This is a genomic window from Rhizobium sp. BK650, from assembly GCF_014195325.1.
Lineage (GTDB): Bacteria > Pseudomonadota > Alphaproteobacteria > Rhizobiales > Rhizobiaceae > Rhizobium.
Map to the genome: position 1 here is coordinate 131,346 of NZ_JACIBK010000006.1, position 26,528 is coordinate 157,873.

The window sequence follows — 26,528 nt, forward strand, 5'->3', positions numbered from 1 at the left end:
TGCACAATTTCCTTGCTGGGAAGACCTCTTTGACGTAGCTTTTCGGGATGTCGAACCCGGACCCCTTCGCTGCGATTGCCGACCCGAACCGGCGATTTTTGCTGGAAGAATTACGGCGCGCGCCGAAGACGGTGAATGAACTTGCCGAGGGTCTGCCGATCAGCCGGCCTGCGGTGTCGCAACATCTGAAAGCGCTGCTCGAAAGCAACCTCGTTACCGTCACCTCGGAAGGAACGAAGCGCATCTACACGGTCAACAACCGCGGCTTCGACAAGCTCAACCTGTGGCTGGATCAGTTCTGGGCCTAACGGCGTCCTCTCCTCGTAAAGACGCCAGCCCGATGCCGCATGCAAGGGACTGGCGCTCGATTTCGGTATTCACCGGGTCTTGCTTTAATGACTAGAAAATTTGGTTTTCACCTTTTCTTTCGCAAGACTGATGTCCGGCGATTCCCTGGAAAGATCAATGGACGGATGACTTGAGACGCTCGATCTCGTCCTTGATGCGCAACTTGCGGCGCTTGCAGTCAGCAATTTCAGTATCGGAAATAGAGGGAGATGTTCTCAGGGCATGCAGCTCCTCCTCGAGAGCAACATGCTTTTTCTGGAGCGATTCAAGATGAGCTTGAACAGTCATTTGACCCTTCCTTCCTCTTACCCTTCCCCAGCCATCCATCGCTGGGGATCCAAGGTGTCAACCCGCGGACTGTGACATATTTTTGAAGGCTTGTCGAAGGCCAAAAGATGGAGACTAAGCGGCAAATTCATGATCAACACTAACTTCCCGTTACCTCTATTTGGTGATAGGAGCTTGCGGAAATTATCGGCAGACCGGACAAGGTCCGAAGACGATCATGGGGAATGCAAATGGCCGATCAGGAACAGGCGGAAATCAGGCTCATGGTGGCGCGCCTGCGTCAGGAGCACGAGGATTACGACGCCGCGATCAATGCCATGATTGAGACGGGCTGCGATGCCCTGCGCATCCAGCGCATGAAGAAGAAGAAGCTGGTCATCAAGGACAAGCTCTCCAAGCTGGAAGACCAGATCATCCCTGATATCATCGCCTGAAGGAACGAATGTGACGATAACAGACAGACCGCCAGTCGCCATCATCATGGGCAGCCAGTCCGACTGGGAGACCATGAAGAATGCTGCTGATACACTGGAGGCGCTGGAAATCGAGTATGACGCACGCATCATCTCGGCTCATCGCACACCTGACCGGCTCGTGAATTTCGCCAAAGGCGCACGTGCGGAAGGTTTCAAGGTGATCATCGCAGGTGCAGGCGGAGCAGCCCACCTTCCGGGCATGACGGCGGCCATGACGCCGCTGCCGGTTTTCGGCGTGCCGGTCCAGTCGAAGACCATGTCGGGCCAGGACAGCCTGCTCTCGATCGTCCAGATGCCGGGCGGCATCCCCGTCGGCACGCTCGCTATCGGCAAGGCCGGGGCGATCAACGCGGCCCTTCTTGCCGCTGCCGTGCTCGCTCTCTCCGACGACGAGATCGCCGAGCGCCTCGACGAATGGCGCGAACGCCAGAGCGCCTCCGTAGCCGAATATCCAATGGACGATCTCTGATGGTCAGGACGATAGGCATCATTGGCGGCGGCCAGCTCGGCCGTATGCTTGCCATGGCCGCAGCACGGCTGAATTTCCGCACCGTGATATTGGAACCGCAGGCCGACAGCCCCGCCGCCCAGCTAGCCAACCGCCAAATCGTCGCCGCCTATGACGACCCTTCGGCGCTCGCCGAACTGGCCGGGCTCTGCGATGTCGTCACCTACGAATTCGAAAACGTCCCTGTCGCCGCTGCCGAAATGCTGGCAAGGAGCGTGCCGGTCTACCCGCCCCCAAAGGCGCTGGAAGCTGCTCAGGACCGGCTGGTCGAAAAGCGCTTCATCAACGGTAGCGGCATCCCAACAGCCCGTTTCCACGCCGTCGACAGCCAGACCGATCTTGAATCGGCACTAAAGGATTTCGGGGGCCAGGGCGTGCTGAAAACCCGCCGCCTCGGCTATGACGGCAAGGGCCAGAAAGTGTTCCGCTCCCCGGCTGACGATCCTGACGGCGCTTATGCGGAGCTTGGCTCTGTGCCGCTCATCCTCGAAAGCTTCATCGCCTTCGAACGCGAGGTCTCGATCATCGCGGCGCGCGCCACCGACGGCACTGTGCTCTGCTTCGATCCGGCCGAAAACGTCCATCGCAACGGCATCCTGCATACTTCAACGATTCCGGCGACAATCGCAGCCACCACCGCTCAGGCAGCGCGCAACGCGGCCGAACAGATTCTGGCCGCGCTCGACTATGTCGGGGTCATCGGGATCGAGTTCTTCGTGTTGCCCGATGGCAGCCTTGTCGCCAATGAAATGGCGCCACGCGTCCATAATTCCGGCCATTGGACGGAAGCGGCCTGCATCGTCTCGCAGTTCGAACAGCATGTCCGCGCCGTCGCCGGCCTGCCGCTCGGCAATCCGCGCCGCCATTCCGATTGCGTGATGCAGAACCTGATTGGCGACGATATCCTTGCCGTTCCGAACTGGTTGAAGCGCGACGATACGCTGGTGCATCTCTACGGCAAGACGGAGTCGCGCCCCGGCCGGAAGATGGGCCACGTCACGACGCTAACAGGTAAAGCCTCGTGAATTGGTGTCCCCCAGCGCCTGAAACCCACGGAAAAAAGCCTTCACGTGGTTGACACAGGGCAGAGGTCGGGTTATCTGCTCCCCCACCTAAAGAGCGCGCCCAGCTGGCGCGCTTTTGATTGTTAAAAGACACGGGCGAATGTGAATTCCCCCAGAAACATCGCGGATCAGAAAAATGAAGATCAAGAATTCGCTCAAGTCGCTCAAGGCGCGTCATCGTGACAACCGTCTCGTTCGGCGTAAGGGCCGCATCTACATCATCAACAAGCAGAACCCGCGCTTCAAGGCTCGTCAGGGCTGATGGCGCATATCCGATTTGCCTACCCGAGGGCGGGCATATCGGTGGGTCGCTTCGGTGATCACGTCAAATTTGTTTGATCTTCAGCAGTGGCGGACTAATATGTCCGCCATGCGCTTTTTTGCTACGCTCTCACCGGCATTGCCGCTTGTCCTTACGCTGCTCGCCCCCACCCTTCCTGCCATGGCGCAGCAGAAGGACGTTATCGTCGAGCAACCGGCCAATACCGATTCTTCGCCCAAGCAACGCCTCGACCAACTCTATGCGCAGTTGAAGCGCGAGCGCGATCCTGACAAGGCAAGCAGCATCGCCAATCAGATCCGCATGGAATGGAACGATTCCAACAGCGCGACGATCAATCTCCTGATGCAGTGGGCCGACAAGGCGATCGAGGAAAAGCGCAATCCCGCGGCGCTCGACTTTCTCGATGAAGCCATTGCCCTGAAACCCACCTATGCCGAGAGCTGGAACCGTCGTGCAACGCTGAACTTCGTGCTCGGCAACTATCGCAAATCGATGGCCGATATCGAACAGGTGTTGAAGATCGAGCCCCGCCATTTCGGCGCGCTTTCAGGCATGGCGGCCATCCTCGCCACCACGGGCAATGACGAGATTACCCTCAAGGCCTGGGAGCGTGTTCTGGACGTCTACCCCGCCGATCGCACCGCGCAGGAGCAGGTCAGCACGCTCTCGGAAAAGCTTGCCGGCAGCCGCACCTGACAGATCCGGCATGCACTTGACCGCGTAGGAAGACGCACAATTTTAGCTCGATGATATCGTCTCCCTGCAGTTGAAGCCATGCTTGCCGAAGTCTCTGCCCTCCTAGCTCCCATTGTTGCGGCCATCGGCTATTCCTCCTACAAGGCTCGCCAATTCGAGCATGCCTATCCCAATATCGGAGAACTGACCGATATTGGCGGGTATCGCATGAACGCCTTGCATGTTCCGCGCCCCGAGACCGCCGATCTTCCGCCCCTGGTCTTTATTCACGGAGCAAGCGGCAATTTGCTCGACCAGACCGGCGCCTTCCGCGAACCACTGGAGGGACGCGCCGAGATGCTCTTCGTCGATCGACCCGGTCACGGCTACTCGGAACGTGGCGGGCCGGAAAACGCGCTGCCCTCAGGCCAGGCCGACGCCATTGCCAAACTGATGGAAAGGCGCGGCATCGAAAAGGCTGTTATCATCGGCCATTCCTTCGGCGGCGCGATCGCCGCAGCCTTCGGCGTCCGCCATCCCGACAAGACAGCCGGCCTGCTATTCCTCGCGCCGGCCTCCCATCCATGGCCAGGCGGCATCGACTGGTATTATCATGTCGCGACAACACCGGTTGTCGGCTGGCTCTTCAATCATGCGCTCGTCGTGCCCCTCGGCCTGCGGCGGCTGGAACGCGGCACGCTGAATGTCTTCCATCCCAATCCCCGGCCCCTTGATTATATCGCCAAGACCGGCCCGTCGCTGGTGCTGCGGCCGCGCGCCTTTTTCAACAACGCTACCGACTTCAAACGGCTCCATGAATATCTGAGGGCCAACGCGCCGCATTATTCCGGGATCTCAGCGCCGACTGTCATCATCACCGGCGACAGGGACGAGATCGTCTGGGAGCATCTGCATTCGCGTGGATTGGCCAGGGATATAAGCGGATCGGAACTCATCACCGTCAGAGGCGTAGGCCATAAGCCTGATTATCTTGCAACCGATGTCGCCATCGCCGCCATCGAGAAGATTGCCGGTCAGCCGCGCGACCTTGCAGCGATCGCCCGCAAGGCAGAAGAGCGGCTCGCCGGCCTTGTCACTCGCCCCGTTGACGATATTGGCTGGCGCGCTCAAGCCGCAAGGTGAATGCCGCCGTCGCAGGTCAGGACATGACCGCTCATGAAACCGTTTGAGATCAGAAACGCCACGGCCTTGGCGACATCATCCGGCTGGCCGATACGGCCGACCGGCGTGCGCCCGGCAAAATCCTGAAAGACGGCCTGACGTTGTTCGGCGGCCAAGAAATCCCACCACGGCGTGTCGATCACACCGGGCGAAACGCCGTTCACGCGCAATGGCTTCAGTTCGGCCGCGAGCACCCGCACCATCGCCTCGATACCGGCATTGACGGCGGCCAGACCAGCAGTTCCTGGCATGGCGGCCTGCGCGCTGACGGCGGAAACGAAAGTGATGCTGCCCTTCGGCTTCAGAAAAGGCAGAGCCACCTGCGCCGCTGCCGCTTGAGGGATCAGCTTCGTCTGGAAACCCGCCAGCAGATCGGCCATATCGAGCGTTGAGAAGGGGCCGGCTCCGTGGCCGCTGCCCAGCGCCAGCACCAGATGATCGAACGATCCGAGACTTTCGAAAGCCTGCCTCACCGCGGCGGGATCTCGGGCATCGATAGCAATCGTCGCGATCTCGCCGGAAAGATTGTCAGCCGACGCCTTGAGCTTCGCCTCGTCCCGCGCAGCGATGGTGACGCGAAATCCCTGTTCCAGAAGCAGTTTGACCGTCGCGAGGCCGATACCCGAAGAGCCGCCGATAACGACTGCATGCTGTAATGACATGAGAATACTCCCTTGAATGATCTGGCTCCCGACTTGTTTTGTCGGGGACGCTCTCATCTTGCGGAGTTCAAAAATCGCAAACAGGCCCAATTTTATCCTGGTATCGATACTGATATGATCGTCGCCATGGATCAGAAACTGGATACGTTCGATGCCCGCCGCCGCGAGTTCGCGGCCTTCCTGCGTTCCCGTCGTGAGCGTCTGCGTCCGGGCGATGTCGGCCTGCCTGACGGGTTCCGCCGCCGCACTCCGGGGCTCAGGCGCGAAGAACTCGCCATGATCGCCGGTGTCGGCACGACTTGGTACACCTGGCTGGAGCAGGGACGCGACATCCGCCCCTCCCCGCAAGTACTGAATGCGCTGGCAGATGCGCTTCGTCTTGATGAGGCCGAACGCCAGCACCTCTTCACGCTGAACAGCCGCCAGTCGCCGCAGCCGTTTTCCTCCACACCGGAACTCGTCGATGAACCGCTTCGCCGGATGCTGGACAATCTGACCCATCAGCCCGCTTACGTGCTGGGTCGCCGCTGGGATGTGCTCGCCTGGAACCGCGCGGCAGACTTGCTGTTCGGCGGTTATGACCGGCTAGGCCCAGACGAACGCAACACCATGCACCGGCTCTTTGCCGATGACTTTCACCGCAACCTGCTGGTCGACTGGGAGGCGGTTGCCCGCGTTTCGCTCGCCATGTTCCGTGCCGACAGCGCCCGTTATGCCGGCGACCCTGACTTCGAGCGGCTCATCGGCCTGCTGAAGCAGCAAAGTCCGGAATTCCGCGACTGGTGGCCGCGCCATGAGATCGTCGCCCCGCTCACCGGCGTGAAACGCCTGAACCATCCGGTCAAAGGCCTGATGTCCTTCGAACATACGGGCCTTGCGCTGATGAGCCAACCGGACATGAAGCTGATCGTCTACACGCCTCTCGACGAACACGACACAAACAGGAAACTCGCCGAGCTTCTCGCCTGATCATTGTCTGCCGTGGAAGTGACGCCATATCTTTCCCATCGCCGTCCTTCGAGGGAAAATTCATGGACCGCCGTCCCAGACAATCCATCGCCGTTCTCGCCGCCATCTCGCTTTGCCTCGCGCCGTTGCAGGCTTTTGCCGCCTCGCCGGCACCTGTCGAAGCCGAGCACGGCATGGTCGTAACTGCCCAGCATCTGGCAACCGATGTCGGCGTCGATGTGTTAAAGAACGGCGGCAATGCTGTCGATGCCGCGGTCGCCGTCGGTTATGCCCTGGCCGTCGTCTATCCGACAGCCGGCAATCTCGGCGGCGGTGGGTTCATGACGATCCGGATGAAGGATGGAAAAACGACCTTCCTTGATTTCCGTGAACGCGCGCCGCTTGCCGCCACCAAGACCATGTATCTCGATGCCAAAGGCGACATCGTTCCGCGCGCCAGCCTCGATGGTTATCTGGCCGTCGGCACGCCGGGTTCGGTCATGGGCTTCGAAACGGCCCGCGAGAAATACGGCACCAGGAAGCGTGAAGAGCTGATCGCTCCGGCCTTAAAATATGCCAAGGAGGGCTTCACCTTGGAGCAAGGCGATGCAGCTTCCTTCGCGAGTGGCGCCAAACGGCTCGCCAAGGACGAAGAGGCCGCAAAAATCTTCCTGAAGGCCGGCGGCAGCCCCTATGCGTCCGGTGAAAAACTGGTGCAGCCGGATCTGGCCGCCGTCCTGCAATCGATCTCAGAAAAAGGCCCCGACGCCTTCTACAAGGGGGCACCGGCCGATGCGATCGTCAAGGCCAGTCAGGCCAAGGGCGGCGTTCTCGCCAAGGAGGATTTCGAGCAATACCAGGTGCGGGAACTGAAGCCGATCGAGTGCAATTACCGCGGCTATGACATCATTTCCTCGCCGCCACCCTCCTCCGGCGGCGTCATCATCTGCGAGATCTTGAACGTCCTCGAAGGCTATCCGCTTTCCTATCTCGGCTATGGATCTGCCGAAGCCGTGCACATCATGGTCGAGGCCATGCGTTATGCCTATGTGGACCGCAACGCCGCCCTCGGCGACCCCGACTTCATCGACAATCCCGTCTCCAAACTGCTGGACAGAAGTTATGCAGCATCAATTCGTGCCAAGATCGATCCGTACAGGGCCGGCACGTCCGCCAATCTGAAGCCGCTCGGCGGCAAGGAAAGCACCGAGACGACGCATTATTCAATCATTGATGATGAGGGCAATGCAGTTGCCGTGACCTATACGCTGAACGGCTCCTTCGGCGCCGGCGTCGTCGCACCCGGCACCGGCGTGCTGCTGAACAACGAGATGGATGATTTTACGTCCAAGCCGGGCGTGCCGAACCTCTACGGCCTTGTCCAGGGTGAGGCTAATGCCATCGCCCCGAAGAAGACACCGCTTTCTTCCATGAGCCCGACGATCGTCACCAAGGACGGCAAGCCATTCATGGTGATCGGGAGCCCCGGCGGCTCCCGCATCATCACCATCACACTGGAAGCGATCCTGAATGTCGTTGATTTCGGCATGGACATCAGCCAGGCGGTCAATGCTCCGCGCATTCATCATCAGTGGCAGCCGGACACAGTGTACCTGGAGCCCTACGCCCTCTCGCCGGATACCGAAAAGGCGCTGGCCGCCATCGGCTACAAGTTCGACGGCGGCAATAATACGCCCGTCTGGGGTCAGGCGGCCGGTATTCTCGTCGGCGGCAAGAGCCTTGCTGCGATCGAGAAGGGCGACGGCGCCCGTTACAACGGCGCGATGGACAGTCGCGCAATTGAAGGCTCCGCCAGCGGCTATTGAGCAATCGCCTCAGCGGATTCTCACCCGAACGAAATCCCCGTCGATCTCGACGCGCGGCATAGCGCCCGGCACGCTCGGCCGCCGGGCATCGACCCAGGAAGCTTTTGCCGTCACCCGGTAGTCTATCGGTACATTCTCTCCGAACCCGAGATAAGCATCGAGTGCGCGAGCACGGATCGATACTCTTTCGTCCGTTTCGACCCTGTCGAAATCGAGGGAAGCCCGCACGGCATCGGCGCGGATATCGATGCCGCTGGCATGGCCGTCAAAGGTCACGTCAGCTGCTTTTCCGCCAATGGCGAGATCGGAGAAACGGCCATCGAGCCTTGCCGTGAAGGCGCTCTGATCGATCCTGAGGGCCGCACCGGCAGGCACATTGGCATTGACCTCGATCACGCAGTCGGACGGGTCCAGCCAGGACGATGCGGCGATATCGATATGCAGAACCGCGCCGTCGACACGCATGTCGCTGTTGTCACGGCAATCGGCGAAGTACCAGCTCGAGTACCAAGATGAGAACCAGCCCTTGCGTCGCCCACTGAGTGACGCCCCATAAGGCAAGTCGCTTCGCGTGGTGATGCTGATCGAGCTGGCATCGCCGCTGATGGCGACGGCCCGTACGCCGGAAAGGTCGGGAGTTGCAGTGGTCGACACCTTATCCGGCAATGCGGAAACGGAGGCTGCCAGAAGCACCGGCATGACGAGAAGAATAGCCATCGGAAATCCGTTCATGATTGCGACCTCCTATCGAGGACACCGTCAGGATGGATTTTCAGGCTCATTTCGAGACCTCGATCACGATCCGGGTCGACCGCGAACGCAATCGGGTTCATTCTGAGATCATTGTTTCATTGTTGCAGTTCGGATATCGCCGATGATCTTCGTTCCCCTGCCCTTCGTCGTGGCTCTGCTGCTTGCCATCGTGCTTATCCGCATGCTGCGGCAAGGGGACGGGTCACTCGCCGAACGGCGGCCTTTCCTGCTGCTGATCGGCCTCTACACGCTGCAGTCCATAGTGATCGGCATCCGCTGGGGTTACGACGTCATCGAGATTATGACGATCCAATCGTTGATCGCGACAACAATTGCGGCTCTTGCCTGGGTCTGCTTCAAGGGGTTGACCGAGGAGGAGCAACCCACTCTTTCCCGTTTCTGGCCGCACCTTCTGCCGACCGCTACAATCGCCATCTTCATAGTACTCTACCCGGAGCCGATTAGCCTCGCCATTATCCTGATCTTCTTCGGCTATGGCGCCGCACTGGTCTGGCTTGCCCGGCACGGCCCGGACACGCTCGTCGCCTCCCGGCTCGATGGTGCCGTGCTTTCCTATCGTTCGCTGCAGATCACCGGCTTCGCCCTCATCGCCTCCGCCATCACCGATGTCATCATTAGCTTCGATTTCACCAGGACAGGCGGCATCCATGCGGGCGTCATCGTCGCACTCGGTAACGTCATCGCGCTCTTGATCCTCGGCACCGCCGCTTCGGTGGCAAGCAGCGGTAGCACGGTCGAAATGACATCCGTGGAGCCGCCTCCGCCACCACCGGCAACGGAGGAAGACGGAGCGGTCGCTGCGGCCCTCGACACATTGATGCGCGCTCGTCAGCTCTACCGCGATCCCGAACTCAATCTGACTCGCATCGCGCGCAGGATGAACCTGCCGGCGCGGCGCGTCTCCGCGGCCGTCAACCGCATCCACGGCATGAGCGTCTCGCAATATGTGAACGACTTCCGCATCCGCGCCGCCTGCGAGCAACTGGTCGGCACCGATCATCCGATAACGCAGGTGATGTTCGACGCCGGCTTCATCAGCAAATCGAACTTCAATCGCGAATTTGCGCGCGTGAACGGCGAAAGCCCGACACAGTTCAGAAAACGGCGCGTCCTGCGGGAATCGGGTGGCGCGGCGTCCAATGTCATATTCATGTCACCGTGACAAAGTCGCCGTTCACAAGCGAGGATGTGCGCTCTATGCATGAGCGGCATTAAAGCAGAAGAGATTCCCATGGCTTCCATTGAAATGATCGTTGCCGCCAGGGCCCGCCTGCGCGGACATGCGCGGCGCACGCCGCTTCTCTCCTCTCCCTTCCTCGATGAAATCGCCGGCCGTCGGCTGTTCGTAAAGGCCGAATGCCTGCAGCATTCCGGCTCCTTCAAGTTCCGTGGCGGCTGGTCGGCCGTCTCGGGTATCGATCCGGAACTGCGCAAAAAGGGCGTCATCGCCTTCTCCTCCGGCAATCATGCCCAGGGTGTGGCGCTTGCCGCCCGTATGCACGGCATCCCCTGCGTCATCATCATGCCGAGCGATGCGCCCAAGCTGAAGATCGCCAACACCCGCGCCTTCGGCGCAGAAGTGGTGCTCTACGATCGTGCCAATGAAGACCGCGACGAAATGGGCGCGAAGCTTTCGGCCGGACGCGGCCTGACGCTGATCAAACCCTTCGACGAGCCGCTGGTTATCGCTGGCCAGGGCACGACCGGGCTGGAAATCGCCGAGCAGACGGAAGAAGAAGGCGTAAGGAATGCGGAAGTCCTCGTTCCCTGCGGCGGCGGCGGCCTGAGTTCGGGCATCGCCCTGGCACTGGAAGCAAGTGCGCCGGGCTTCCGCGTCCGTCCCTGCGAGCCGGAAAATTTCGACGACACCACGCGTTCGCTTGCCTCAGGCAAGATCGAACGCAATGCCGCTATGACCGGTTCGATCTGCGATGCGATCATCACGCCGCAGCCCGGCAACATCACCTTCCCGATCCTGAAGCGTCTTGCCGGACAGGGTATCGTCGTGACGGATGATGAGGCACTGCGCGCCGTCGCCCTTGCCTTCACCCGCCTCAAGATCGTCGTCGAGCCCGGCGGAGCCGTTGCCCTTGCCGCAGCGCTTTTCCATGGTGACCAGCTGAACAGCGATACGGCAGTCGTCGTCACCTCGGGCGGCAACATCGACGCCGATGTGTTCACCAAAGCGCTGGAGCGCTTCGGCTGACGAAAACGTCCGCGGCGGGCGCCGCGGACGATCCCATTCATGGCTGTCGGCCGTCAGGCAATCTTGTAACGCGGAGCCGGCACGGAACGCGACAAGTTCGGCATCAGCGCCTGACGGGCCTGCTCATAAGCGGCGAGCAGGCCGGCATCTTCAAGCGCCGGGACCGTTGCAAATTCACCCTCGGCAAGACCCGCCAGCGACGCGTCGACCATGTTTTCCGCCGACATGACGATCTCGCCAGGCAGGTGCTCGACCGGCGTGCCGGCAATGCCCCAGAATTCGGTAGCCGTGGCACCCGGCAATACGACCTGGACGCGGATATTCTTATCGGCGAGCTCGTGCTTCAATGACTGGCTGAAGGCAAGCACGAAGGCTTTGCTCCCGCCATAGACACCGTTCAGCACTTCGGGTGCGATTGCCACGATTGACGCGATATTGATGATTGTACCGCCACCGCGGGTAACGAGGCCTGGCACCGCCGCATAGGTCAGCCGCGTCAACGCCGTCACGTTGAGCTCGATCATTTCCTGCATCCTGTCGACGTCGGAGGCGAGCAGCGGCGCCGTGCCGCCGAAGCCGGCATTGTTGACGAGCATGGTGATGCTCCGATCTTCCTTCAGCACCTTCTCGACCCTGGCAAGATCGTCCTGCTTACCGAGATCGGCGGACAGCGTCTCGACGGTCCGGCCCGTCTCATCGCTCAGCCGGCTTGCCAGCGCCTTCAGCCGATCACCGTTGCGGGCGACGAGGATGAGATTGTAGCCCTGCTTCGCCAGCCGGTGGGCATAGATCGCGCCAATGCCCGAAGAGGCGCCCGTAACCAGCGCCGTACCCTTATGTTCCTGTACCATGATCGTTTCTCCATCTGGTGCGCCGGCCTGATTGCCTTGCGCTTGAGGAGAGTTTTACGCCCGATTGCTCACGTCCTGAATGTCATATATACCACCTTTTAGGACATCAACTTTTCAGGACATGATGACGATGCAGCAAATCGGTTTCCTGCTCTTTCCCGGCTTCCAGATCATGAGCCTCGCTGCCGCCTCGGCCTTCGAATTCACCAATCTCGAGATCGGCGAAAAGGTCTACGACATCCATTATCTCTCGGAGACCGGCGGCCCCATCGCCAATTCTCTCGGAATGATCGTCGAGACAGAGGCTTTCGGCGATCCCGCTTTCGACACGCTGATCGTTACGGGTGCGCCCGACATCAAGCTTCCCAACGAGGCGGAAGCAAAGTTCATTCGCGCCGCACTTGCCGCCACCCGTCGCCTTGCATCGATCTGCACCGGCGCTTTCCTGCTCGCCGATGCCGGCATCCTTGATGGCCGCCGCGCCACGACCCACTGGTATCTCGCCCGCGAACTGCAGAGCCGCTACCCCGAAATCAGGATGGAAGAGGACCGCATCTACATCATCGACGGTTCCGTCTGGACCTCGGCGGGCATGACGGCGGGTGTCGATCTGGCTCTGGCGATGGTCGAGAAAGATCACGGACTGGAAATCGCCCGCGCCGTCGCCCGCATGCTCGTCGTCTATCATCGCCGCGCCGGCGGCCAGTCGCAATTTTCCGCCCTTCTTGAACTGGAGCCGAAATCGGATCGTATCCAGAAGGCGCTCGCCCATGCACGCAGCAATCTGAAATCCACGCTTTCAGTCGAAGAGCTGGCCGAGGCCGCGCATCTGAGTCCCCGTCAGTTCAGCCGCGCCTTTCGGGCCGAAACGGGCCAGTCGCCGGCAAAAGCCGTCGAGAACCTGCGCCTGGAAGCGGCCCGCCTGATGATGGAGCAGGGCCGCCATCCGATCGATACAGTCGCCCGCGAGACCGGCTTTGCCGATCGCGAGCGCATGCGCCGCGCCTTCCTGCGGGCCTTCGGTCAGCCGCCGCAGGCAATCCGCCGGGCGGCGCAGCAGGAAATTCAGGCGTGAGGTAACCGGCGAATTTGGATGCATCCTTTCCGGCCGCGGCGGGGGTGGCGGAGGTGGCGGCGGTTAAAACGCGTTTTCCAAGACTAGCCGCAAGCGTTGCTGTACCCGCTCGATATGCGCCGGCATGAGCGACTTCCGGCTAGTTTGACCAAATAACCTCCGCCACCTCCTCCACACGACTTTTATCCATATCTATCAACGACTTGGACTGGCGGAGGTAACCTCCTCCGAACCTCCGCCGCTTGAGGTGAACCTCCTCCACTGAGAGGGCCGAGCGTCCGTTTCGACGCGAAAACGGCGTCCCGTTCTTGAAGCCCGGCGTCTTGTGGCGGAGGTTCCCTGAAGTGGCGGAGGTTCCGATGGGGAGCAACCTCCGCCACATCCGTCATACCGCGCAGAGCCGTGCGTCGGTTTTTCGATGGGCCTCAACCTTGCTGAAGCGCCCTTCGGATGGCGATTTCGACAGGCGAGTAGGCGCCATCCTCACGCACAAGCTTCAGCGGCTCGGAAGGCGCAAGGCCCGGCTGCGCCATGAAGCGCGGTTCCTTGCCACGGTGCATCTGCGCGGCATGAACGAGGAAAGGATGGCACAGGTACACCGTGCCCGCCTGGCCCGTTGCCAGAGCAAGCGGCCTGTCCTCGCCGACATGCTCCAGCCACAGATGCGCCATGCCCGCTTCGCCGGCCGGCTCCAGCAGCCTTGCGATGTCCTTGTGCGACCCGACCCGGATACGCGTCGGCGCGTCTTCTTCGCCAACATCGGAGAACAGGAAGAGCATCAGCAGCGCCCGTCCGCGCGAGGTGACGTTCACCCGCCAGGCGGAGAAATCTCGCTGTTCGCCAGGGTTTCCATCCTCGCCCGGAAAGCTCAGATCCACATGCCAACCGGCATCGCCGGGATCGTCAGGATGCGGGAAGCGAACAGGGAAGCTGCCAAGGCCGTCACGCGGCTCCCAGCGTCCCTTACCGACAAGCTGATCGAAAGCCGAATGCAGCACGGGCGTATTGACCGCCGCGTTGAACGGCCCGCCGCCATAGCCGGCAAGCCGTACGACCGGCCGCACCCAGGACTTCGGATCATCGGCGGCGAAAGGAATGTCCCGCCACATGATGGCGCGGGCTTCCTCAGCCACGTCACGGGAGAAAGCATCATCGATCCGCACAAAGCCGTCCTCGATGAATTGCTCGATCTGCACGGCGCTGAGCGCCGGCGGGTAATCGGTGGATGTCATGAAAAATCTCTCTATCGCCAGACCCTGCCGGCATTGTCCATTGGCCGGACGCAGGGTGGTTACGGTCCACCGCAACGCGCCAGCCAATGGGCTGGTCATGCGGCCGCATCTTCATGTGCCTGAAGGCAAGGCCTTAGAGGCTCAAGAAGAAGACCGTAGCGATATTGAGAGCGATCATTCTCATAGCGAGAGGAAGGTAGCGACCTCCGCCTGGAGGGTCAACACCTCAACCGACCCGTCGCGGCATCTTCTCCGGATCGGCTGCAATGGATACATCCCGCACCGCCTCATGCACGGATTGCAGCACCAACTCGGCCAGCCGCATCGTTGCGGGATCCGACTCGGCCTCCGCACGATGCAGGACGAGCCCCAGATCAGGCAGTTCCGGCAGGCCGGCTTCATCAGGCATCAGCATCCGCACCTTGGCCGGCAAGCCGATCGGCGTGCGAACCGTAATGCCCAGTCCCGCTGCGGTCGCCGCCCAGAGGCCACCGAGGCTCGGACTGATGAAGGAGAGCCGCCAGGAAATACCGGCTTCGTCCAGCACCTTTGTCGCTGCATTTCTCAAGAGGCACGGCGCTTCCAGCGAGGCGAGCGGCATCGGCTCGCCGCTTGCCTTCGTCCAAGCCGGCAGACCGGCTACCGGACCGATCCAGCGCATCGGCACATCAGCTATATGTTCGCAATGCGCCGTCTGTGTGCCGACGCTCCAGGCAAGGGCAAGGTCGAGCTTACCTGTCGTCACCCGCTCTAAGAGTTCGGCGTTGCGCACCACACGCGCTTCAATGCGCACCTTCGGATGGGCCCGCGCAAACCGTCCAAGCACATCCGGCAGCAGGTTCTCGCCAAAATCCTCCTGCAGGCCGAGCCGCACCCACCCCTCCAGTTCGATACTTTGGACGGCGGCTACCGCCTCATCGTTCAGTTCCAGCAGCCGCCGCGCATAGGCAAGCATGGTTTCCCCCGCCTCCGTCAGCGCCAGCCCACGCCCGGATTTGCGAAAGATCGCCGTGCCCGCCTGCTCCTCAAGCTTCTTGAGCTGAGCGCTGACGGCAGACGTCGAGCGTCCCAACCGCTCCGCCGCCTTGGCGAAATTGCCGAGATCTATGCCTGTCGCGAATGTTCTCAGCACATCGAGATCAAAGGTCATCCGGCGCATACAACAATCCTGATTTTCGGGATCATGTGTCCATAAAATTCTGATTTTATGCATCATCGTGGCGTGACATGCTACTCCTGTCAAGACAACAACAGGAGGCATCCGATGCCCTTCGTCCGTATCTCCCTTCTGAAAGGCAAATCGCCGGACTATCTGCGCGCCCTTTCGGAAAATATCCACAAGGCCATGGTCGAGACCTTCAACGTGCCGCCGGCCGATCGCTTTCAGATCATTCACCAGCATGAGCCCGGCGAACTGATCTTCGATCGCAACTATCTCGCGGGTCCGCGCTCGGACGATTACGTGCTGATTTCGATCACGACGGGCAAGCCGCGCACGACCGAAATGCGCAAGGCCTTCTTCCGCCGAGCCGCCGAACTGCTGCAACAATCCCCCGGCCTGCGGCCTGAAGATGTCATGATCGTCATCTCGACCAGCGAGCCGGATGAATGGTCCTTCGGCGACGGACTTGCACAGATGGCCGAACCCGGCTGGAAGGCCCGCGCCGCGAGGACTCCATCATGAGCGAGGCAAATCCGAAGACGATGACTATCTGCCGACCGGGCAACGCCGTCCGCTCGCCCGAGAGCATTTCGAATGCACCCTTCTGGGTCGAAATGCTGCTCGACAGTCAGATCGACGGCGAAAACACCGCCATGCGCGCAACCCTTGATCCCGGCACAGTCACGCACTGGCATACGCATCCGCGCGGCCAGCTTCTCTATGTCCTCTCCGGCATTGGCCTCGTCCAGCGCAAGGGCGAACCATCCGAGGAGGTCAGAACGGGTGACGCGATCTGGTTCGCTCCGGGCGAACTTCACCGGCACGGGGCAACTGCCGACGGCCCCTTCAGCTATCTGAGCATCCAGAGCGTGGAACGCGGACGCTACGTCGACTGGGACGACGAAAGGGAACCGCAATCATGATCGCCATGCAATATTCCTTCACCCTGCCCGCCGACTACAACATGGAGATCATCGATCGCCGCATCCGTGACAAGGGTCCAGCGATGGACGGCTTTTCCCACCTCTCCTTCAAAGCCTTTCTCAGCGCTCGTCGCGGCGAGTTCGGCAGTCGGGAAAATCTCTATGCGCCCTTCTACCTCTGGAAAGAGCCGGAAGGCGCCAGCGATTTCATCTGCGGTCCCGGCTTTGCCGCGCTGACGGACGCCTTTGGCCGACCGCGCATCCGCCATTGGATCGTCTGGCATGCGCAGGTATCGCCGGACCTTGGCAATGTCCGTCTCGCCGATAGCGAATATCTCACCGTCCCACCAGATGCGTCCCTGCCCGATCTCCAGCTTCAGGAGGTCGGCTTGTCCAAACGAAAAGGAGGCGATGCATTTGCCCGCATCACCGCCTTCGATCCGCATGACTGGACGATGGTTCGCTTCGGTCTCTACGCGGAAGCTCCGTCCAACACAGGCAGCAATCAGATCTATCGCGTCGGCCACCTCTCCCGCGGATGAAGCCGGCAGACAAAATCGCAAAACAAAAAAGCGCCCCTCTTGCGAGGAGCGCTTTGCATTTTCAAACCGGAAGCGATCAGACGCCGCTTTGGCCATCCGAACCGATATAGGCGATGCGCAGCATGTTGGTCGCGCCCGGTGTGCCGAGCGGTACGCCAGCCGAGATAATGATACGGTCACCCGGTTTGCCGAAGCCTTCTGCGGCGACGATACGGCAAGCGCGGTTGACCATGTCGTCGAGGTCGGTCGCATCATGGGTGACAACGCAGTGCATGCCCCAGACGACCGAGAGGCGACGAGCGGTCTTGATGATCGGCGACAGAGCGATGATCGGCACCTGCGGACGCTCGCGCGAGGCCCGGAGGCCCGTCGTGCCGGACGAGGTGTAACAGACGATAGCCGACAGTTTCAGCGTCTCGGCGATCTGACGGGCGGCGAGCGAGATGGCGTCTGCACCGGTTGCTTCCGGTTGGGCGCGCTGCGCGTAGATGATCCCCGGATAGTGCGGATCCTTCTCCACCGTGCTCGCGATCGAGGCCATCATCGAGACGGCTTCAACCGGATAGGCGCCGGAAGCCGATTCCGCCGACAGCATGATCGCGTCAGCGCCTTCGAAGACGGCGATCGAAACGTCGGAGACTTCCGCGCGGGTCGGAACCGGCGATGAGATCATCGATTCCAGCATCTGCGTGGCGACGATGACAGGCTTGCCCGACCGGCGGCAGGACCGGATAAGCTGCTTCTGGATGCCCGGAACGGCTTCGAGCGGCATTTCAACACCGAGGTCGCCGCGGGCAACCATCAGCGCGTCGGAAAGCTCGATAATTTCTTCGATACGCTCAAGAGCCTGCGGCTTTTCGATCTTCGACATCAGGCCGACGCGGCCGCGCGCAATCTTGCGGACCTCGGCGAGGTCGTCGGGGCGCTGAACGAAGGAGAGGGCCACCCAGTCGACATCGTCGGTCGCCAGAACCGCATCGAGGTCGGAACGATCCTTATCGGTCAGCGCGCCGACGCCAAGCAGCGTGTCAGGCAGGCTGACGCCCTTGCGGTCGGAGATGCTGGTGCCGGCGATGACAGTCGTGACAATGCTCTTGCCGTCGCACTTTTCAGCGCGCAGAGCCAGCTTGCCGTCATCGATCAACAGGCGGTGGCCTGGCTGAACGGCTTCGAGAATTTCAGGATGCGGCAGGTAAACGCGCGTGTTGTCGCCGGGGGTGTCGTTGTTGTCGAGCGTAAAGGTCTGTCCCGGCTTCAACTCCACCTTGACATTGGCGAACTTGCCGACGCGCAGCTTCGGGCCCTGGAGGTCGGCCAGAATGCCGATCGGCCGACCGGAGCGGGCCTCGACAGCGCGGATACGCTGCACCAGCGTGCGCATCACGTCGTGGCTGGCATGGCTCATGTTGATACGGAAAATATCCGCACCTGCCTGGTGCAGCTTCTCGATCATCGATTCCTCGGAGGAGGCCGGGCCGAGGGTGGCGAGGATTTTAACTTTGCGGTTACGCTTCATCAGTTCTGGCTTTCTTGGGTCCCTGGGGTGTCGGAGAGTTGAACCATCCAGCTTCCCTGGCGGCCCGTATCATATTCCTTGAATCCCATTTTTTGATAACCCCGGGCATAGCAGTCCTGCACGCCCGCGATCTTGAATTCGTTTTCCGCTACGCACATCTGCACGTCACCCGTCCATCGGCCTCCCCGGGCGGCGTCTTCTGCGTAGAGGTAATAATAACGTGATTGTAACTCTCCCTCGATCAGCGTAGCGCAGGTCGTTGCCGGCACCTGCCACCAGCCCTCCGTGACCCAGCCTTCCTTCGCGCGATATCCGATCGCAACGCCAACCAGATTTTGCGTGCCATTGCATACGCGGAAATCCGCGCGCGCGGCGTCGGCGATGAAGAACGGCGAAACGGCTGCAAGAGCGAACAATGCGAGACGGACCAGCGGTCCGGACCGCGTGAGGAAACTTGGCGCGGCTTGGATCAACACGGCTCCCAAATAGCTCCACGGTTATTCGTTGTCCGTGTCTTCTTGCGCCGCCGTCAAGCGAAAGTCAACGCAATGCTAATCGATTATATTTCCTTTCATAACCGCCCATCGGGGGCATCTTGTCGCGCTGGCCTGCCCATCGCGCTTGAACCGGCCGAAGGTGCATGCAATCACTGGGCGAAGACACGAAATGACAATTGGCAATTTCCTGATGGACGACTTCCAATCCTTCGAAATCATATCCGGCCAACATGACAAAGGCATGGTGATCCTCGGCGATCACGCCATGAACCGATTGCCTGAGCGATATGGCCGGCTCGGCCTGCCGGAAAGCGCCTTTTCCAGGCACATAGCCTATGACATCGGCATCGAGGGCCTTGCCCGCAAGCTGTGCGCCCAGCTGGGCGTGCCGGGCGTGCTCGGCGGTTTTTCGCGCCTGCTGATCGACCCCAACAGGGGAGAAGACGACCCGACCCTGATCATGAAAATCTCCGACGGCGCGATCGTCCCCGGCAACCATCCGATATCGGAGGAGGAATGGAACGACAGGATCGAGACTTTCCACAGGCCCTATCACAACGCCGTGTCGGAGACGATCGACAGGGTGGCGAACGCGACCGGCAAAGCGCCTCTGGTACTGTCCCTCCACTCCTTCACGCCTGCCTGGAAGGGTGTTCCCCGCCCTTGGCATGCAGCAGTGCTCTGGGATAGCGATCATCGCGCTGTCGGCCCATTGCTTGAAAAACTGCGGGCCGATCCCGATCTCATTGTCGGAGACAACGAGCCCTATGACGGCGCCCTGAAGGGCGACACCATGTATCGTCATTGCATGATCACGGGCATCCCGCACGCGCTCCTGGAAGTGCGTCAGGACCTCATCGGCGATGAATCCGGCATCGAGGAATGGGCCGAGCGCCTTGCCCCAATCTTTGCGGAGATGAACGCTGATCCAGGCCTTCATGCATACAGCGTGCACGCGTCGCGCACCGGCCCCTATTGAGTGAAAGGACTCCGCCCATGACGACGCTCAGCAAGGAGCAACAGACCGAATTCGAGGCCGCGGCCTTCCGTCGCCTCATCGCACATCTTCGCGAACGCACCGACGTACAGAATATCGACCTGATGAATCTCGCCGGCTTCTGCCGCAACTGCCTGTCCAACTGGTATCGCGAGGCTGCGGCGGCCGAAGGCGTTGCCATCAGCAAGGACGAATCGCACGAGATCGTCTACGGCATGCCCTATGAAGACTGGAAGAACCTCCACCAGACGGAAGCATCGCCTGTGCAAAAGGCAGCTTTTGAAGTGAACAACCCGCACAAATAGCCGCCACGACCTCAAATCGCCTTGACGCTGACGACACTTCGCGGCAGTCACTGGCAACCCGATGCATATCCCCGAAATCAGGAGAACACGATGTCTGATGCACATGGCGTCGCTCGCGATCAGCTTCGCGCTTTTGTAGAGCGCATTGAACGCCTGGAAGAAGAAAAGAAGACCATCGCCGACGACATCAAGGACGTCTATGGCGAAGCCAAGGGCATGGGCTTCGACACCAAAATCCTCAAAAAGGTCGTTGCGCTGCGCAAAAAGGATGAGCAGGAGCGCATGGAAGAGGATGCGATCCTCGATACCTACCTGCATGCCCTCGGCATGATCGAGTCTCCGCCGGAAGGCTGAGAAATATCCAGCCGTAATTTCAGAGAGCCGCCTTCAGGGCGGCTTTTCTTTGACGCCGTCAAACGCCAGCGCATTTTCACCCTGCCGCTGGCCAAAAACAAAAGCCGCCGGATCGTCTCCGGCGGCTTTGGTTTATTTCAAGATCCAGCGGATCAGCGCGTGTTGAACTTGCGCACTTCCATGAAGTTGACGGCCGTGCCGCTGAAGCGACCGGGATCAATCGAAGCGGTCTTCTGGAAGCCTTCGGCATAGACCGAAGTCGGCTGGGCGCGTAGCTCCTGGCTGACGAAGCGCGGTGCCTGCACCTTCTTGGACGCCATTTCGAGGCGGGCATTGGTCAGAGCCCACTGCGAGATCATCTTCTGCGTCAGCTTCGGCTCCGTCCGCATGGTCTGACGGCTTTCATCGGCGGCCACCGCTTCCTGCTTCGTCGGACGGCCACCCTTGGCGGGCAGGCCCTGGGCGACCGGGCTCTCCACGGCGGCAGGCTTCGGCGCCGCGACAGGCGCAGCAAAGCTCGCGGATTTCGTCATCGGTGCGAGGGCCGCAAGCTGCAGCGGCGGCTTATCCAGTGCCGGCGGGTTCTTCGGCGCGACGGCGTTGATTGCCTGCTCCACAGTCCGGGGCTCCGACGGTGCGTTCACAGCGACCTGGGCGCTACCTTCGTCCTGCTGCTTCGCAAGTGCCGCCGCCATGGCGGGCGAAAGCGTGCTCTGATCGGCCTCGTCCTCTGCCGCCTCGGGATCGGCATCCTGTGCAGCGAGCAGGTTCTCGGCAACGGCCGGACGTTCGACCGGGGTCGGAACGCTCGTCGACATCAAATTCGGATCGACAGAGGCGAGTTCGGCATCACCCGGAGCGCGACGCTGACCGAGAAGTGATGGAACCGGAATGCTGTAACCACTAAGATCGGCGAAATGCTCCGGCTGCTGAGGCTCGCCGGCCGGGATGGCGGCAAGCGCCTGCTGGGCAGCGTTACCAGCAGATGGCGGCACCAGCGCATTGGCAACCTCGTTGCCGGCAAGCTGGTTGCTGAAGGCCGGGCGAACCTGGGGCACCGGCGCATTCACGCTTGCAACTTCGGTCTGCTGCTGCGGTTCGGCCGGAGCAGCTTCAGCCTTCGGCGGTGTCGCCTTGGCGACAGCCACCGGTGTGCTATCCTCCGAATTATCCTCTTCCTCGTCGGCGCCACCGCCAAAGAGATAGGCAAAGAGCGTCTTCTGCTTGTGAGGTTCGGAAGCAGACTCGGAAGCACTCGCCATCATGATCTGGCTGCCATTCGCCATGCGGCGCTTGTAATCGGCCATTGCTTGCTGGTAACCCGGCAGCGGCTTGCCATCGGCAGGAATATGAATGGTGTTGCCATCAGGGAAGAGCCTGACCAACTCGTCGCGGCTCATGCGCGGCCAGGCGCGAACGCCGCCGACATCCATATGGACAAAAGGCGAACCGGAGTTCGGATAGAAACCGACGCCGCCGACTTGCATCTTCATGCCGATACCGCGCAGCGTGGCGAGCTTCACGTCGGGAATGAAGAAGTCCATCGCCTTGCCAAGCATGTGCTGGCTCTTTTCGGCGACCCCGGAATTGCGCGAACGGCCGCGCAGCATCTCGTTGGTCGCAGGCGAACGGAAACCGCAGACGACGTTGATATAATCCCTGGAACCGGACTGACGATAGACTTCCCAGATGAGGTCGAAGAGACGCGGGTCCATCTTCGTCGGCTGATTCTTGCGCCAGTCGCGCAGGAAGCGGTTGAGCTGCTCAAGACCCTTGGGGTCGAACTTGCCGTTTCGCTTGTAGGTAATGACTGCCTTTTCGCCGGTATGGATGAAATAGAGCTTCAGGCTGCGGGTCTCGCCTGCGGCCTGAGACGGCGTGCTTACGAATACCGGTGAGGAAACCGCGAGTGCAAGCAGGGCGGCCGTTGCCGTCCTAATTGCCTTTCCGCCAATCTTGGCGCACAGCAAGCGCCAGCTCAAGCGCGAAGGCTTGGTATTCCCATTCAGATTCGGCAACTCGATCCCCGTCAGACAGTCAATGTCCCGTGCTGTCTCAAATGGTTGTCAATTGCGGTCGCACGATGGCAAAAATGCCACACATGATCAACCTTTTCTTTACATAGTGAACGAGCAGCTAACAAGTGGTTTATGACGGGTAACGAAACGTGGTTGCCTGATTCTTAATCAAAATGCTCCTATGCCGCATCTTTCTGAGGATTATCGGGATCGATACCGTAATCCTTGAGCTTCCGATAAAGTGTGGATCGGCCAATACCTAGCTTTCGCGCCACTTGACTCATTTGCCCGCGATAAAACTTCAAGGCGAAACGAATCAGTTCTTCCTCGACATCGGCAAGGCGTCGGACATCGCCCGCCTGATTGACACTCGGGATAGCGTTGTCGGAAGCATCCGGACCGCGGCGTATCGTCTCGGCGACGGATGCCGCCTGGTAATCCTCGGGGAATTCGGCATCCGGATCGAGGTGAGAATTATCGGCGACGAGCGCCAGGTGATCCACGACCTCGTAGTTCGGAAGCTGGGCGGCGATCTGGGGGAAATCCGCTTCGGTCAGCTCGGGACCTTCGGCAAGCACGACGGCGCGGAAGATCGCGTTTTCGAGCTGGCGGATATTGCCCGGCCAATCGTAGGCGGTCAGCAATGCCAGCGCACCGGCATTGACCGTCATGCGCCGGCCGTTCTTCTGCTCGCTGGAGAAGCGGTCGGCAAAGACGCGCACCAGATGCGGAATGTCTTCTTTGCGCTTGCGCAGTGCCGGAATGGTGATGGGGAAAACGTTCAGGCGATAATAAAGGTCTTCGCGGAAGTGGCCGTTCTTGACCTCTTCGATCAGATCCTTGTTGGTCGCTGAGATCAGACGGACGTTAACCTTATGGGCCGTGCGCGCGCCGACGGTCTCGATCTCGCCTTGCTGGACGGCGCGCAGCAGCTTGACCTGTACTTCGAGCGGCAGATCGCCGATCTCGTCGAGGAAGATGGTGCCGCCATCGGCTTCCATGAACTTGCCGATATGCTTTTCGGTCGCGCCGGTGAACGCGCCCTTCTCATGGCCGAAGAGAATGCTTTCGACAAGATTATGCGGAATGGCGCCACAATTGACCGTGACGAACGGCTTGTTGGCTCGATCGCCGCCCGACTGGATGGCACGTGCCACCAGTTCCTTGCCGACGCCCGATTCACCTTCGAGCACGACCGGAATGTTGGACTGCGAGGCGCGCTGCGCCAGGTCGATGACGCGGATCATCGCCGGACTTGCCGAAACGATGTCGTCGAAACCGACGGAGCCGGAGCGCGAACGACGGCCTGCACGGGCCTTCACCTCGCGCTGGTCAAGCTTCATCGCGTTTGAAATGGAGGTGTTGATGCGTTCGGGGGACACCGGCTTGACGACGAAATCGAAGGCGCCGGCGCGCATGGCCTGCACAACGGTTTCGATACCGCCCTGCCCCGTCTGGACGATGACGGGTATCTGCGTGCCGAAATCATGCAGTGCTTCGAGAAATTCGAGGCCGGTCATCTCCGGCATCATCAAATCGAGCACGATGACGTTGAAAAGGCTAGGATCGCGCTTCACCATCTCCAGCCCGATGCGGCCGTTCTCGGCCTGATGCACCACATGGCCGTTTCGCTCGATCGCGTTCTTGAGCAGACGGCGCTGCACGGGGTCGTCCTCGACCACGAGAATCTGCCCTGCTCCTTTGAGCTCATTGTAACCGGTCATTGTCGCCTCACTTCATGCGAAACCTTAAGGCGCACTCTGACAGAAAGGCTTGAACATCCAGTTTTGAGAAACAATTGCATTTTAACGATTGTGACGTGCCGTTTTCGTGCCGTTACAAGGCCTTTCAGGCGCCGAAAAACCCCTTGATGCCGGACCTTCCGGCGCTTAGACAAGCAGACCTGTTATAAAAGAGGAAGAGGAACCGCCCTATGAAGTATTCGTTTTCGCACGCCGATCTTCACCTTTCGGCAACGGTTCCCGCAGCGGCGGCTGACCCGGCTCTGGGCGAGCTTCCCTCCTGGCGGCTGCAGGATCTCTACCCCTCGGCCACCTCCACTGCGTTCGTTTCCGACATGGAAAAGGCCGGCAAGGCCGCATCGGATTTCGAAAACAAATGGAAGGGCAAGCTTGCTGAAGCCGCCACCAGAAAAGGCGAGGAAGGCATCGGCCAGGCGCTGAAGGAATATGAGGCGCTCGACGATATCATGGGCCGCCTCGGCTCCTTTGCCGGCCTTACCTATTTCTCCGATACCTCCAATCCGGCAAACGGCAAGCTCTATGGCGACGTCCAGGCGAAACTGACTGACTATTCCGGCCGCCTGCTGTTCTTCGCGCTTGAGCTGAACCGGATCGACGATGCGGTCGTCGACACCTGCATGGCCAACGATCCGCTCGCCGGCCATTATCGCCCTTGGCTCGTCGATCTGCGCAAGGACAAGCCCTATCAGCTGGAAGACAAGCTGGAGCAGCTCTTCCTCGAAAAGTCGATGACATCAGCCGCTGCCTTCAACCGTTTGTTCGACGAGACGATGGCGGAGTTGCGCTTCGAGATCGACGGCGAGAAGCTGCCGCTCGAAGTTGCTCTGAACATGCTGCAGGAAAAGGATCCGGACGTGCGCCGCAAAGCCGCAATGGCGCTCGCCGAAACCTTCAAGGCCAATATCCGCACCTTTACGCTGATCACCAACACGCTTGCCAAGGACAAGGAGATCGCCGATCGCTGGCGCGGCTTCGAAGATATCGCCGACAGCCGCCATCTGGCAAACCGCGTCGAGCGCGAGGTGGTCGATGCGCTCGCAGCAGCCGTGAAGCAAGCCTATCCGCGCCTTTCGCATCGCTATTACAAGATGAAGGCGAAGTGGCTAGGCATGGAGCAGATGAACTACTGGGATCGCAATGCGCCGCTCCCGGAAAGCTCGAGCGCCATCATTTCCTGGCCTGAAGCCAAGGAAACGGTGCTGTCCGCCTATGGCAATTTCGCGCCGGAAATGGCTGCAATCGCCAGGCGCTTCTTCGACGAACAGTGGATCGACGCCCCTGTGCGTCCCGGCAAGGCACCCGGCGCCTTTGCCCATCCGACGGTCCCGTCGGCCCATCCCTACGTTCTGGTCAATTACATGGGCAAGCCGCGTGACGTCATGACCCTTGCCCATGAACTCGGGCACGGCGTGCATCAGGTTCTCGCCGGCGCACAGGGTGCGCTCATGTGCCAGACGCCGCTGACGCTTGCCGAGACGGCCTCCGTCTTCGGCGAGATGCTCACCTTCCGCGCACTGCTCAACCGGACGACGGACAAGCGCGAGCGCAAGGCCATGCTTGCCCAGAAGGTCGAGGACATGATCAACACGGTCGTGCGCCAGATCGCCTTTTATGAATTCGAACGCAAGGTTCATACCGCCCGCAAGGCTGGCGAGTTGACAGCTGACGACATCGGCGAGCTCTGGCTCTCCGTTCAGTCGGAAAGCCTCGGCCCGGCAATCAAGATCTCCGAAGGCTATGAGACCTACTGGGCCTATATCCCTCACTTCATCCACTCGCCCTTCTATGTCTATGCCTATGCTTTCGGCGACTGCCTGGTGAATTCGCTCTATGCTGTCTATCAGAAGGCCGAGAAGGGTTTTCAGGAGAAGTATTTCGAGATGCTGAAGGCCGGCGGCACCAAGCATCATTCCGAACTGCTGAAGCCGTTCGGCCTTGATGCGACCGATCCGTCCTTCTGGGGCAAGGGTCTGTCGATGATCGAGGGCCTCATCGACGAACTCGAGGCACTGGACAAGGCGTAAACCCCGAAACCCGCGCTTTCGCGGAAAGC

Annotated in this window: 29 protein-coding genes; 19 read left to right on the forward strand and 10 right to left on the reverse strand. The window is 60.6% G+C overall.

From position 1 onward, the window contains the following. Positions 1–47 precede the first annotated feature (47 nt). Positions 48–308, forward strand: coding sequence for an ArsR/SmtB family transcription factor (locus FHX15_RS16370; protein ID WP_184398848.1), 261 nt, complete (start codon positions 48–50; stop codon positions 306–308). A 154-nt stretch (positions 309–462) separates the two neighbouring features. On the opposite strand, the gene FHX15_RS16375 is transcribed toward FHX15_RS16370, so the two are convergent. Further along, positions 463–636 (reverse strand): YdcH family protein, encoded by a 174-nt coding sequence (locus FHX15_RS16375; protein ID WP_184398850.1) that lies wholly within the window; start codon positions 634–636, stop codon positions 463–465. Positions 637–866: 230 nt separating this feature from the next. Here FHX15_RS16375 and FHX15_RS16380 point away from each other — a divergent pair, with 230 nt between their 5' ends. The 6 genes from FHX15_RS16380 (at position 867) to FHX15_RS16405 (ending at position 4,785) form a co-directional block, all read left to right on the forward strand. After that, positions 867–1,070, forward strand: a complete 204-nt coding sequence (locus FHX15_RS16380) for a YdcH family protein (RefSeq protein ID WP_007826473.1) — start codon at positions 867–869, stop codon at positions 1,068–1,070. Positions 1,071–1,086: 16 nt separating this feature from the next. Continuing rightward, complete coding sequence (gene purE, locus FHX15_RS16385; protein ID WP_132656981.1) at positions 1,087–1,581, forward strand: 5-(carboxyamino)imidazole ribonucleotide mutase; 495 nt, start codon at positions 1,087–1,089, stop codon at positions 1,579–1,581. Beyond that, positions 1,578–2,645: a 5-(carboxyamino)imidazole ribonucleotide synthase gene (locus FHX15_RS16390; protein ID WP_184399265.1), complete on the forward strand. Its 1,068-nt coding sequence runs from the start codon at positions 1,578–1,580 to the stop codon at positions 2,643–2,645. The genes purE and FHX15_RS16390 overlap by 4 nt, the downstream gene beginning before the upstream one ends. Before the next feature lie 175 nt (positions 2,646–2,820). After that, on the forward strand, positions 2,821–2,946 hold the full coding sequence (gene ykgO, locus FHX15_RS16395; protein ID WP_109457334.1) for a type B 50S ribosomal protein L36: 126 nt from the start codon (positions 2,821–2,823) through the stop codon (positions 2,944–2,946). Between the two features lie 99 nt (positions 2,947–3,045). Continuing rightward, positions 3,046–3,663: a hypothetical protein gene (locus FHX15_RS16400; protein ID WP_184398852.1), complete on the forward strand. Its 618-nt coding sequence runs from the start codon at positions 3,046–3,048 to the stop codon at positions 3,661–3,663. A gap of 78 nt (positions 3,664–3,741) precedes the next feature. Further along, a complete protein-coding gene (locus tag FHX15_RS16405) occupies positions 3,742–4,785 on the forward strand; it encodes an alpha/beta fold hydrolase (RefSeq protein WP_184398853.1) in 1,044 nt (347 codons plus the stop codon). Here FHX15_RS16405 and FHX15_RS16410 read toward each other — a convergent pair. Then, positions 4,770–5,486 carry an SDR family oxidoreductase gene (locus tag FHX15_RS16410; RefSeq protein WP_184398855.1) on the reverse strand — a complete coding sequence of 239 codons (717 nt, stop codon included), beginning with the start codon at positions 5,484–5,486 and terminating at the stop codon, positions 4,770–4,772. The genes FHX15_RS16405 and FHX15_RS16410 overlap by 16 nt on opposite strands. A 114-nt stretch (positions 5,487–5,600) precedes the next feature. Here FHX15_RS16410 and FHX15_RS16415 point away from each other — a divergent pair, with 114 nt between their 5' ends. Next, on the forward strand, positions 5,601–6,455 hold the full coding sequence (locus tag FHX15_RS16415; RefSeq protein ID WP_184398856.1) for a helix-turn-helix transcriptional regulator: 855 nt from the start codon (positions 5,601–5,603) through the stop codon (positions 6,453–6,455). 62 nt (positions 6,456–6,517) lie between these two features. After that, entirely contained in the window at positions 6,518–8,260 is a 1,743-nt protein-coding gene (gene ggt, locus FHX15_RS16420; protein ID WP_184398858.1) for a gamma-glutamyltransferase, read from the forward strand. Positions 8,261–8,269: 9 nt separating this feature from the next. Here ggt and FHX15_RS16425 read toward each other — a convergent pair whose 3' ends face one another. After that, entirely contained in the window at positions 8,270–8,992 is a 723-nt protein-coding gene (locus FHX15_RS16425; protein ID WP_246778978.1) for a hypothetical protein, read from the reverse strand. A 142-nt stretch (positions 8,993–9,134) separates the two neighbouring features. On the opposite strand from FHX15_RS16425, the gene FHX15_RS16430 reads away from it, so the two are divergent. Next, positions 9,135–10,196: an AraC family transcriptional regulator gene (locus FHX15_RS16430; protein ID WP_184398860.1), complete on the forward strand. Its 1,062-nt coding sequence runs from the start codon at positions 9,135–9,137 to the stop codon at positions 10,194–10,196. A 69-nt stretch (positions 10,197–10,265) separates the two neighbouring features. Then, positions 10,266–11,240, forward strand: a complete 975-nt coding sequence (locus FHX15_RS16435) for a threonine/serine dehydratase (RefSeq protein WP_184398862.1) — start codon at positions 10,266–10,268, stop codon at positions 11,238–11,240. Positions 11,241–11,293: 53 nt separating this feature from the next. Here FHX15_RS16435 and FHX15_RS16440 read toward each other — a convergent pair whose 3' ends face one another. Continuing rightward, a complete protein-coding gene (locus tag FHX15_RS16440) occupies positions 11,294–12,091 on the reverse strand; it encodes an SDR family NAD(P)-dependent oxidoreductase (RefSeq protein ID WP_184398864.1) in 798 nt (265 codons plus the stop codon). A 130-nt stretch (positions 12,092–12,221) separates the two neighbouring features. On the opposite strand from FHX15_RS16440, the gene FHX15_RS16445 reads away from it, so the two are divergent. After that, the gene (locus FHX15_RS16445) at positions 12,222–13,166 is read left to right on the forward strand and encodes a GlxA family transcriptional regulator (protein ID WP_184398866.1); all 945 of its coding nucleotides are present in this window, start codon (positions 12,222–12,224) and stop codon (positions 13,164–13,166) included. Positions 13,167–13,591: 425 nt separating this feature from the next. On the opposite strand, the gene FHX15_RS16450 is transcribed toward FHX15_RS16445, so the two are convergent. Both FHX15_RS16450 and FHX15_RS16455 read right to left on the reverse strand, forming a co-directional pair. Further along, positions 13,592–14,398, reverse strand: coding sequence for a phytanoyl-CoA dioxygenase family protein (locus tag FHX15_RS16450; RefSeq protein WP_184398874.1), 807 nt, complete (start codon positions 14,396–14,398; stop codon positions 13,592–13,594). Between the two features lie 226 nt (positions 14,399–14,624). After that, complete coding sequence (locus FHX15_RS16455; RefSeq protein WP_184398876.1) at positions 14,625–15,557, reverse strand: LysR substrate-binding domain-containing protein; 933 nt, start codon at positions 15,555–15,557, stop codon at positions 14,625–14,627. Positions 15,558–15,662: 105 nt separating this feature from the next. Here FHX15_RS16455 and FHX15_RS16460 point away from each other — a divergent pair, with 105 nt between their 5' ends. From FHX15_RS16460 to FHX15_RS16470, 3 genes are read left to right on the forward strand one after another with little or no spacing between them, the layout of a single operon-like run. Continuing rightward, on the forward strand, positions 15,663–16,082 hold the full coding sequence (locus FHX15_RS16460; RefSeq protein WP_184398878.1) for a tautomerase family protein: 420 nt from the start codon (positions 15,663–15,665) through the stop codon (positions 16,080–16,082). Beyond that, complete coding sequence (locus tag FHX15_RS16465) at positions 16,079–16,483, forward strand: cupin domain-containing protein (RefSeq protein ID WP_184398880.1); 405 nt, start codon at positions 16,079–16,081, stop codon at positions 16,481–16,483. Before FHX15_RS16460 ends, FHX15_RS16465 begins: the two co-directional genes overlap by 4 nt. Next, positions 16,480–17,025 (forward strand): DUF4865 family protein, encoded by a 546-nt coding sequence (locus tag FHX15_RS16470; RefSeq protein ID WP_184398883.1) that lies wholly within the window; start codon positions 16,480–16,482, stop codon positions 17,023–17,025. The genes FHX15_RS16465 and FHX15_RS16470 overlap by 4 nt, the downstream gene beginning before the upstream one ends. Before the next feature lie 76 nt (positions 17,026–17,101). On the opposite strand, the gene pyk is transcribed toward FHX15_RS16470, so the two are convergent. Then, a complete protein-coding gene (pyk, locus tag FHX15_RS16475; RefSeq protein ID WP_184398885.1) occupies positions 17,102–18,541 on the reverse strand; it encodes a pyruvate kinase in 1,440 nt (479 codons plus the stop codon). After that, positions 18,541–19,014, reverse strand: coding sequence for a DUF1036 domain-containing protein (locus FHX15_RS16480; protein ID WP_409527019.1), 474 nt, complete (start codon positions 19,012–19,014; stop codon positions 18,541–18,543). The genes pyk and FHX15_RS16480 overlap by 1 nt, the downstream gene beginning before the upstream one ends. A 214-nt stretch (positions 19,015–19,228) precedes the next feature. Between FHX15_RS16480 and FHX15_RS16485 the strand changes: the two genes are divergently transcribed. The 3 genes from FHX15_RS16485 to FHX15_RS16495 all read left to right on the forward strand — a co-directional run bounded on the left by FHX15_RS16485 (position 19,229) and on the right by FHX15_RS16495 (position 20,694). Beyond that, positions 19,229–20,017 carry an N-formylglutamate amidohydrolase gene (locus tag FHX15_RS16485; RefSeq protein WP_184399270.1) on the forward strand — a complete coding sequence of 263 codons (789 nt, stop codon included), beginning with the start codon at positions 19,229–19,231 and terminating at the stop codon, positions 20,015–20,017. A 17-nt stretch (positions 20,018–20,034) separates the two neighbouring features. After that, positions 20,035–20,340, forward strand: a complete 306-nt coding sequence (locus FHX15_RS16490) for a DUF1244 domain-containing protein (RefSeq protein WP_184398887.1) — start codon at positions 20,035–20,037, stop codon at positions 20,338–20,340. 90 nt (positions 20,341–20,430) lie between these two features. Next, a complete protein-coding gene (locus FHX15_RS16495) occupies positions 20,431–20,694 on the forward strand; it encodes a DUF2312 domain-containing protein (RefSeq protein ID WP_007822869.1) in 264 nt (87 codons plus the stop codon). 152 nt (positions 20,695–20,846) lie between these two features. Here the strand turns inward: FHX15_RS16495 and FHX15_RS16500 are convergent, their stop codons facing one another. Then, a complete protein-coding gene (locus FHX15_RS16500) occupies positions 20,847–22,712 on the reverse strand; it encodes a DUF882 domain-containing protein (protein ID WP_184398889.1) in 1,866 nt (621 codons plus the stop codon). A gap of 179 nt (positions 22,713–22,891) precedes the next feature. Beyond that, positions 22,892–24,436, reverse strand: coding sequence for a sigma-54 dependent transcriptional regulator (locus FHX15_RS16505; RefSeq protein ID WP_184398891.1), 1,545 nt, complete (start codon positions 24,434–24,436; stop codon positions 22,892–22,894). Positions 24,437–24,645: 209 nt separating this feature from the next. Between FHX15_RS16505 and FHX15_RS16510 the strand changes: the two genes are divergently transcribed. Further along, positions 24,646–26,499, forward strand: a complete 1,854-nt coding sequence (locus tag FHX15_RS16510) for a M3 family oligoendopeptidase (protein WP_184398893.1) — start codon at positions 24,646–24,648, stop codon at positions 26,497–26,499. Positions 26,500–26,528 lie beyond the last annotated feature (29 nt).

What these genes read in the sequence shown, in the direction of transcription:
- FHX15_RS16370 (WP_184398848.1), top strand. Translation starts at nt 48, where the DNA reads ATGTCGAACCCGGACCCCTTCGCTGCGATTGCCGACCCGAACCGGCGA.
- FHX15_RS16375 (WP_184398850.1), bottom strand. Translation starts at nt 636, where the DNA reads ATGACTGTTCAAGCTCATCTTGAATCGCTCCAGAAAAAGCATGTTGCT.
- FHX15_RS16380 (WP_007826473.1), top strand. Translation starts at nt 867, where the DNA reads ATGGCCGATCAGGAACAGGCGGAAATCAGGCTCATGGTGGCGCGCCTG.
- ykgO (WP_109457334.1), top strand. Translation starts at nt 2,821, where the DNA reads ATGAAGATCAAGAATTCGCTCAAGTCGCTCAAGGCGCGTCATCGTGAC.
- FHX15_RS16400 (WP_184398852.1), top strand. Translation starts at nt 3,046, where the DNA reads ATGTCCGCCATGCGCTTTTTTGCTACGCTCTCACCGGCATTGCCGCTT.
- FHX15_RS16405 (WP_184398853.1), top strand. Translation starts at nt 3,742, where the DNA reads ATGCTTGCCGAAGTCTCTGCCCTCCTAGCTCCCATTGTTGCGGCCATC.
- FHX15_RS16410 (WP_184398855.1), bottom strand. Translation starts at nt 5,486, where the DNA reads ATGTCATTACAGCATGCAGTCGTTATCGGCGGCTCTTCGGGTATCGGC.
- FHX15_RS16415 (WP_184398856.1), top strand. Translation starts at nt 5,601, where the DNA reads ATGATCGTCGCCATGGATCAGAAACTGGATACGTTCGATGCCCGCCGC.
- ggt (WP_184398858.1), top strand. Translation starts at nt 6,518, where the DNA reads ATGGACCGCCGTCCCAGACAATCCATCGCCGTTCTCGCCGCCATCTCG.
- FHX15_RS16425 (WP_246778978.1), bottom strand. Translation starts at nt 8,992, where the DNA reads ATGAACGGATTTCCGATGGCTATTCTTCTCGTCATGCCGGTGCTTCTG.
- FHX15_RS16430 (WP_184398860.1), top strand. Translation starts at nt 9,135, where the DNA reads ATGATCTTCGTTCCCCTGCCCTTCGTCGTGGCTCTGCTGCTTGCCATC.
- FHX15_RS16435 (WP_184398862.1), top strand. Translation starts at nt 10,266, where the DNA reads ATGGCTTCCATTGAAATGATCGTTGCCGCCAGGGCCCGCCTGCGCGGA.
- FHX15_RS16440 (WP_184398864.1), bottom strand. Translation starts at nt 12,091, where the DNA reads ATGGTACAGGAACATAAGGGTACGGCGCTGGTTACGGGCGCCTCTTCG.
- FHX15_RS16445 (WP_184398866.1), top strand. Translation starts at nt 12,222, where the DNA reads ATGCAGCAAATCGGTTTCCTGCTCTTTCCCGGCTTCCAGATCATGAGC.
- FHX15_RS16450 (WP_184398874.1), bottom strand. Translation starts at nt 14,398, where the DNA reads ATGACATCCACCGATTACCCGCCGGCGCTCAGCGCCGTGCAGATCGAG.
- FHX15_RS16455 (WP_184398876.1), bottom strand. Translation starts at nt 15,557, where the DNA reads ATGCGCCGGATGACCTTTGATCTCGATGTGCTGAGAACATTCGCGACA.
- FHX15_RS16460 (WP_184398878.1), top strand. Translation starts at nt 15,663, where the DNA reads ATGCCCTTCGTCCGTATCTCCCTTCTGAAAGGCAAATCGCCGGACTAT.
- FHX15_RS16465 (WP_184398880.1), top strand. Translation starts at nt 16,079, where the DNA reads ATGAGCGAGGCAAATCCGAAGACGATGACTATCTGCCGACCGGGCAAC.
- FHX15_RS16470 (WP_184398883.1), top strand. Translation starts at nt 16,480, where the DNA reads ATGATCGCCATGCAATATTCCTTCACCCTGCCCGCCGACTACAACATG.
- pyk (WP_184398885.1), bottom strand. Translation starts at nt 18,541, where the DNA reads ATGAAGCGTAACCGCAAAGTTAAAATCCTCGCCACCCTCGGCCCGGCC.
- FHX15_RS16485 (WP_184399270.1), top strand. Translation starts at nt 19,229, where the DNA reads ATGGACGACTTCCAATCCTTCGAAATCATATCCGGCCAACATGACAAA.
- FHX15_RS16490 (WP_184398887.1), top strand. Translation starts at nt 20,035, where the DNA reads ATGACGACGCTCAGCAAGGAGCAACAGACCGAATTCGAGGCCGCGGCC.
- FHX15_RS16495 (WP_007822869.1), top strand. Translation starts at nt 20,431, where the DNA reads ATGTCTGATGCACATGGCGTCGCTCGCGATCAGCTTCGCGCTTTTGTA.
- FHX15_RS16505 (WP_184398891.1), bottom strand. Translation starts at nt 24,436, where the DNA reads ATGACCGGTTACAATGAGCTCAAAGGAGCAGGGCAGATTCTCGTGGTC.
- FHX15_RS16510 (WP_184398893.1), top strand. Translation starts at nt 24,646, where the DNA reads ATGAAGTATTCGTTTTCGCACGCCGATCTTCACCTTTCGGCAACGGTT.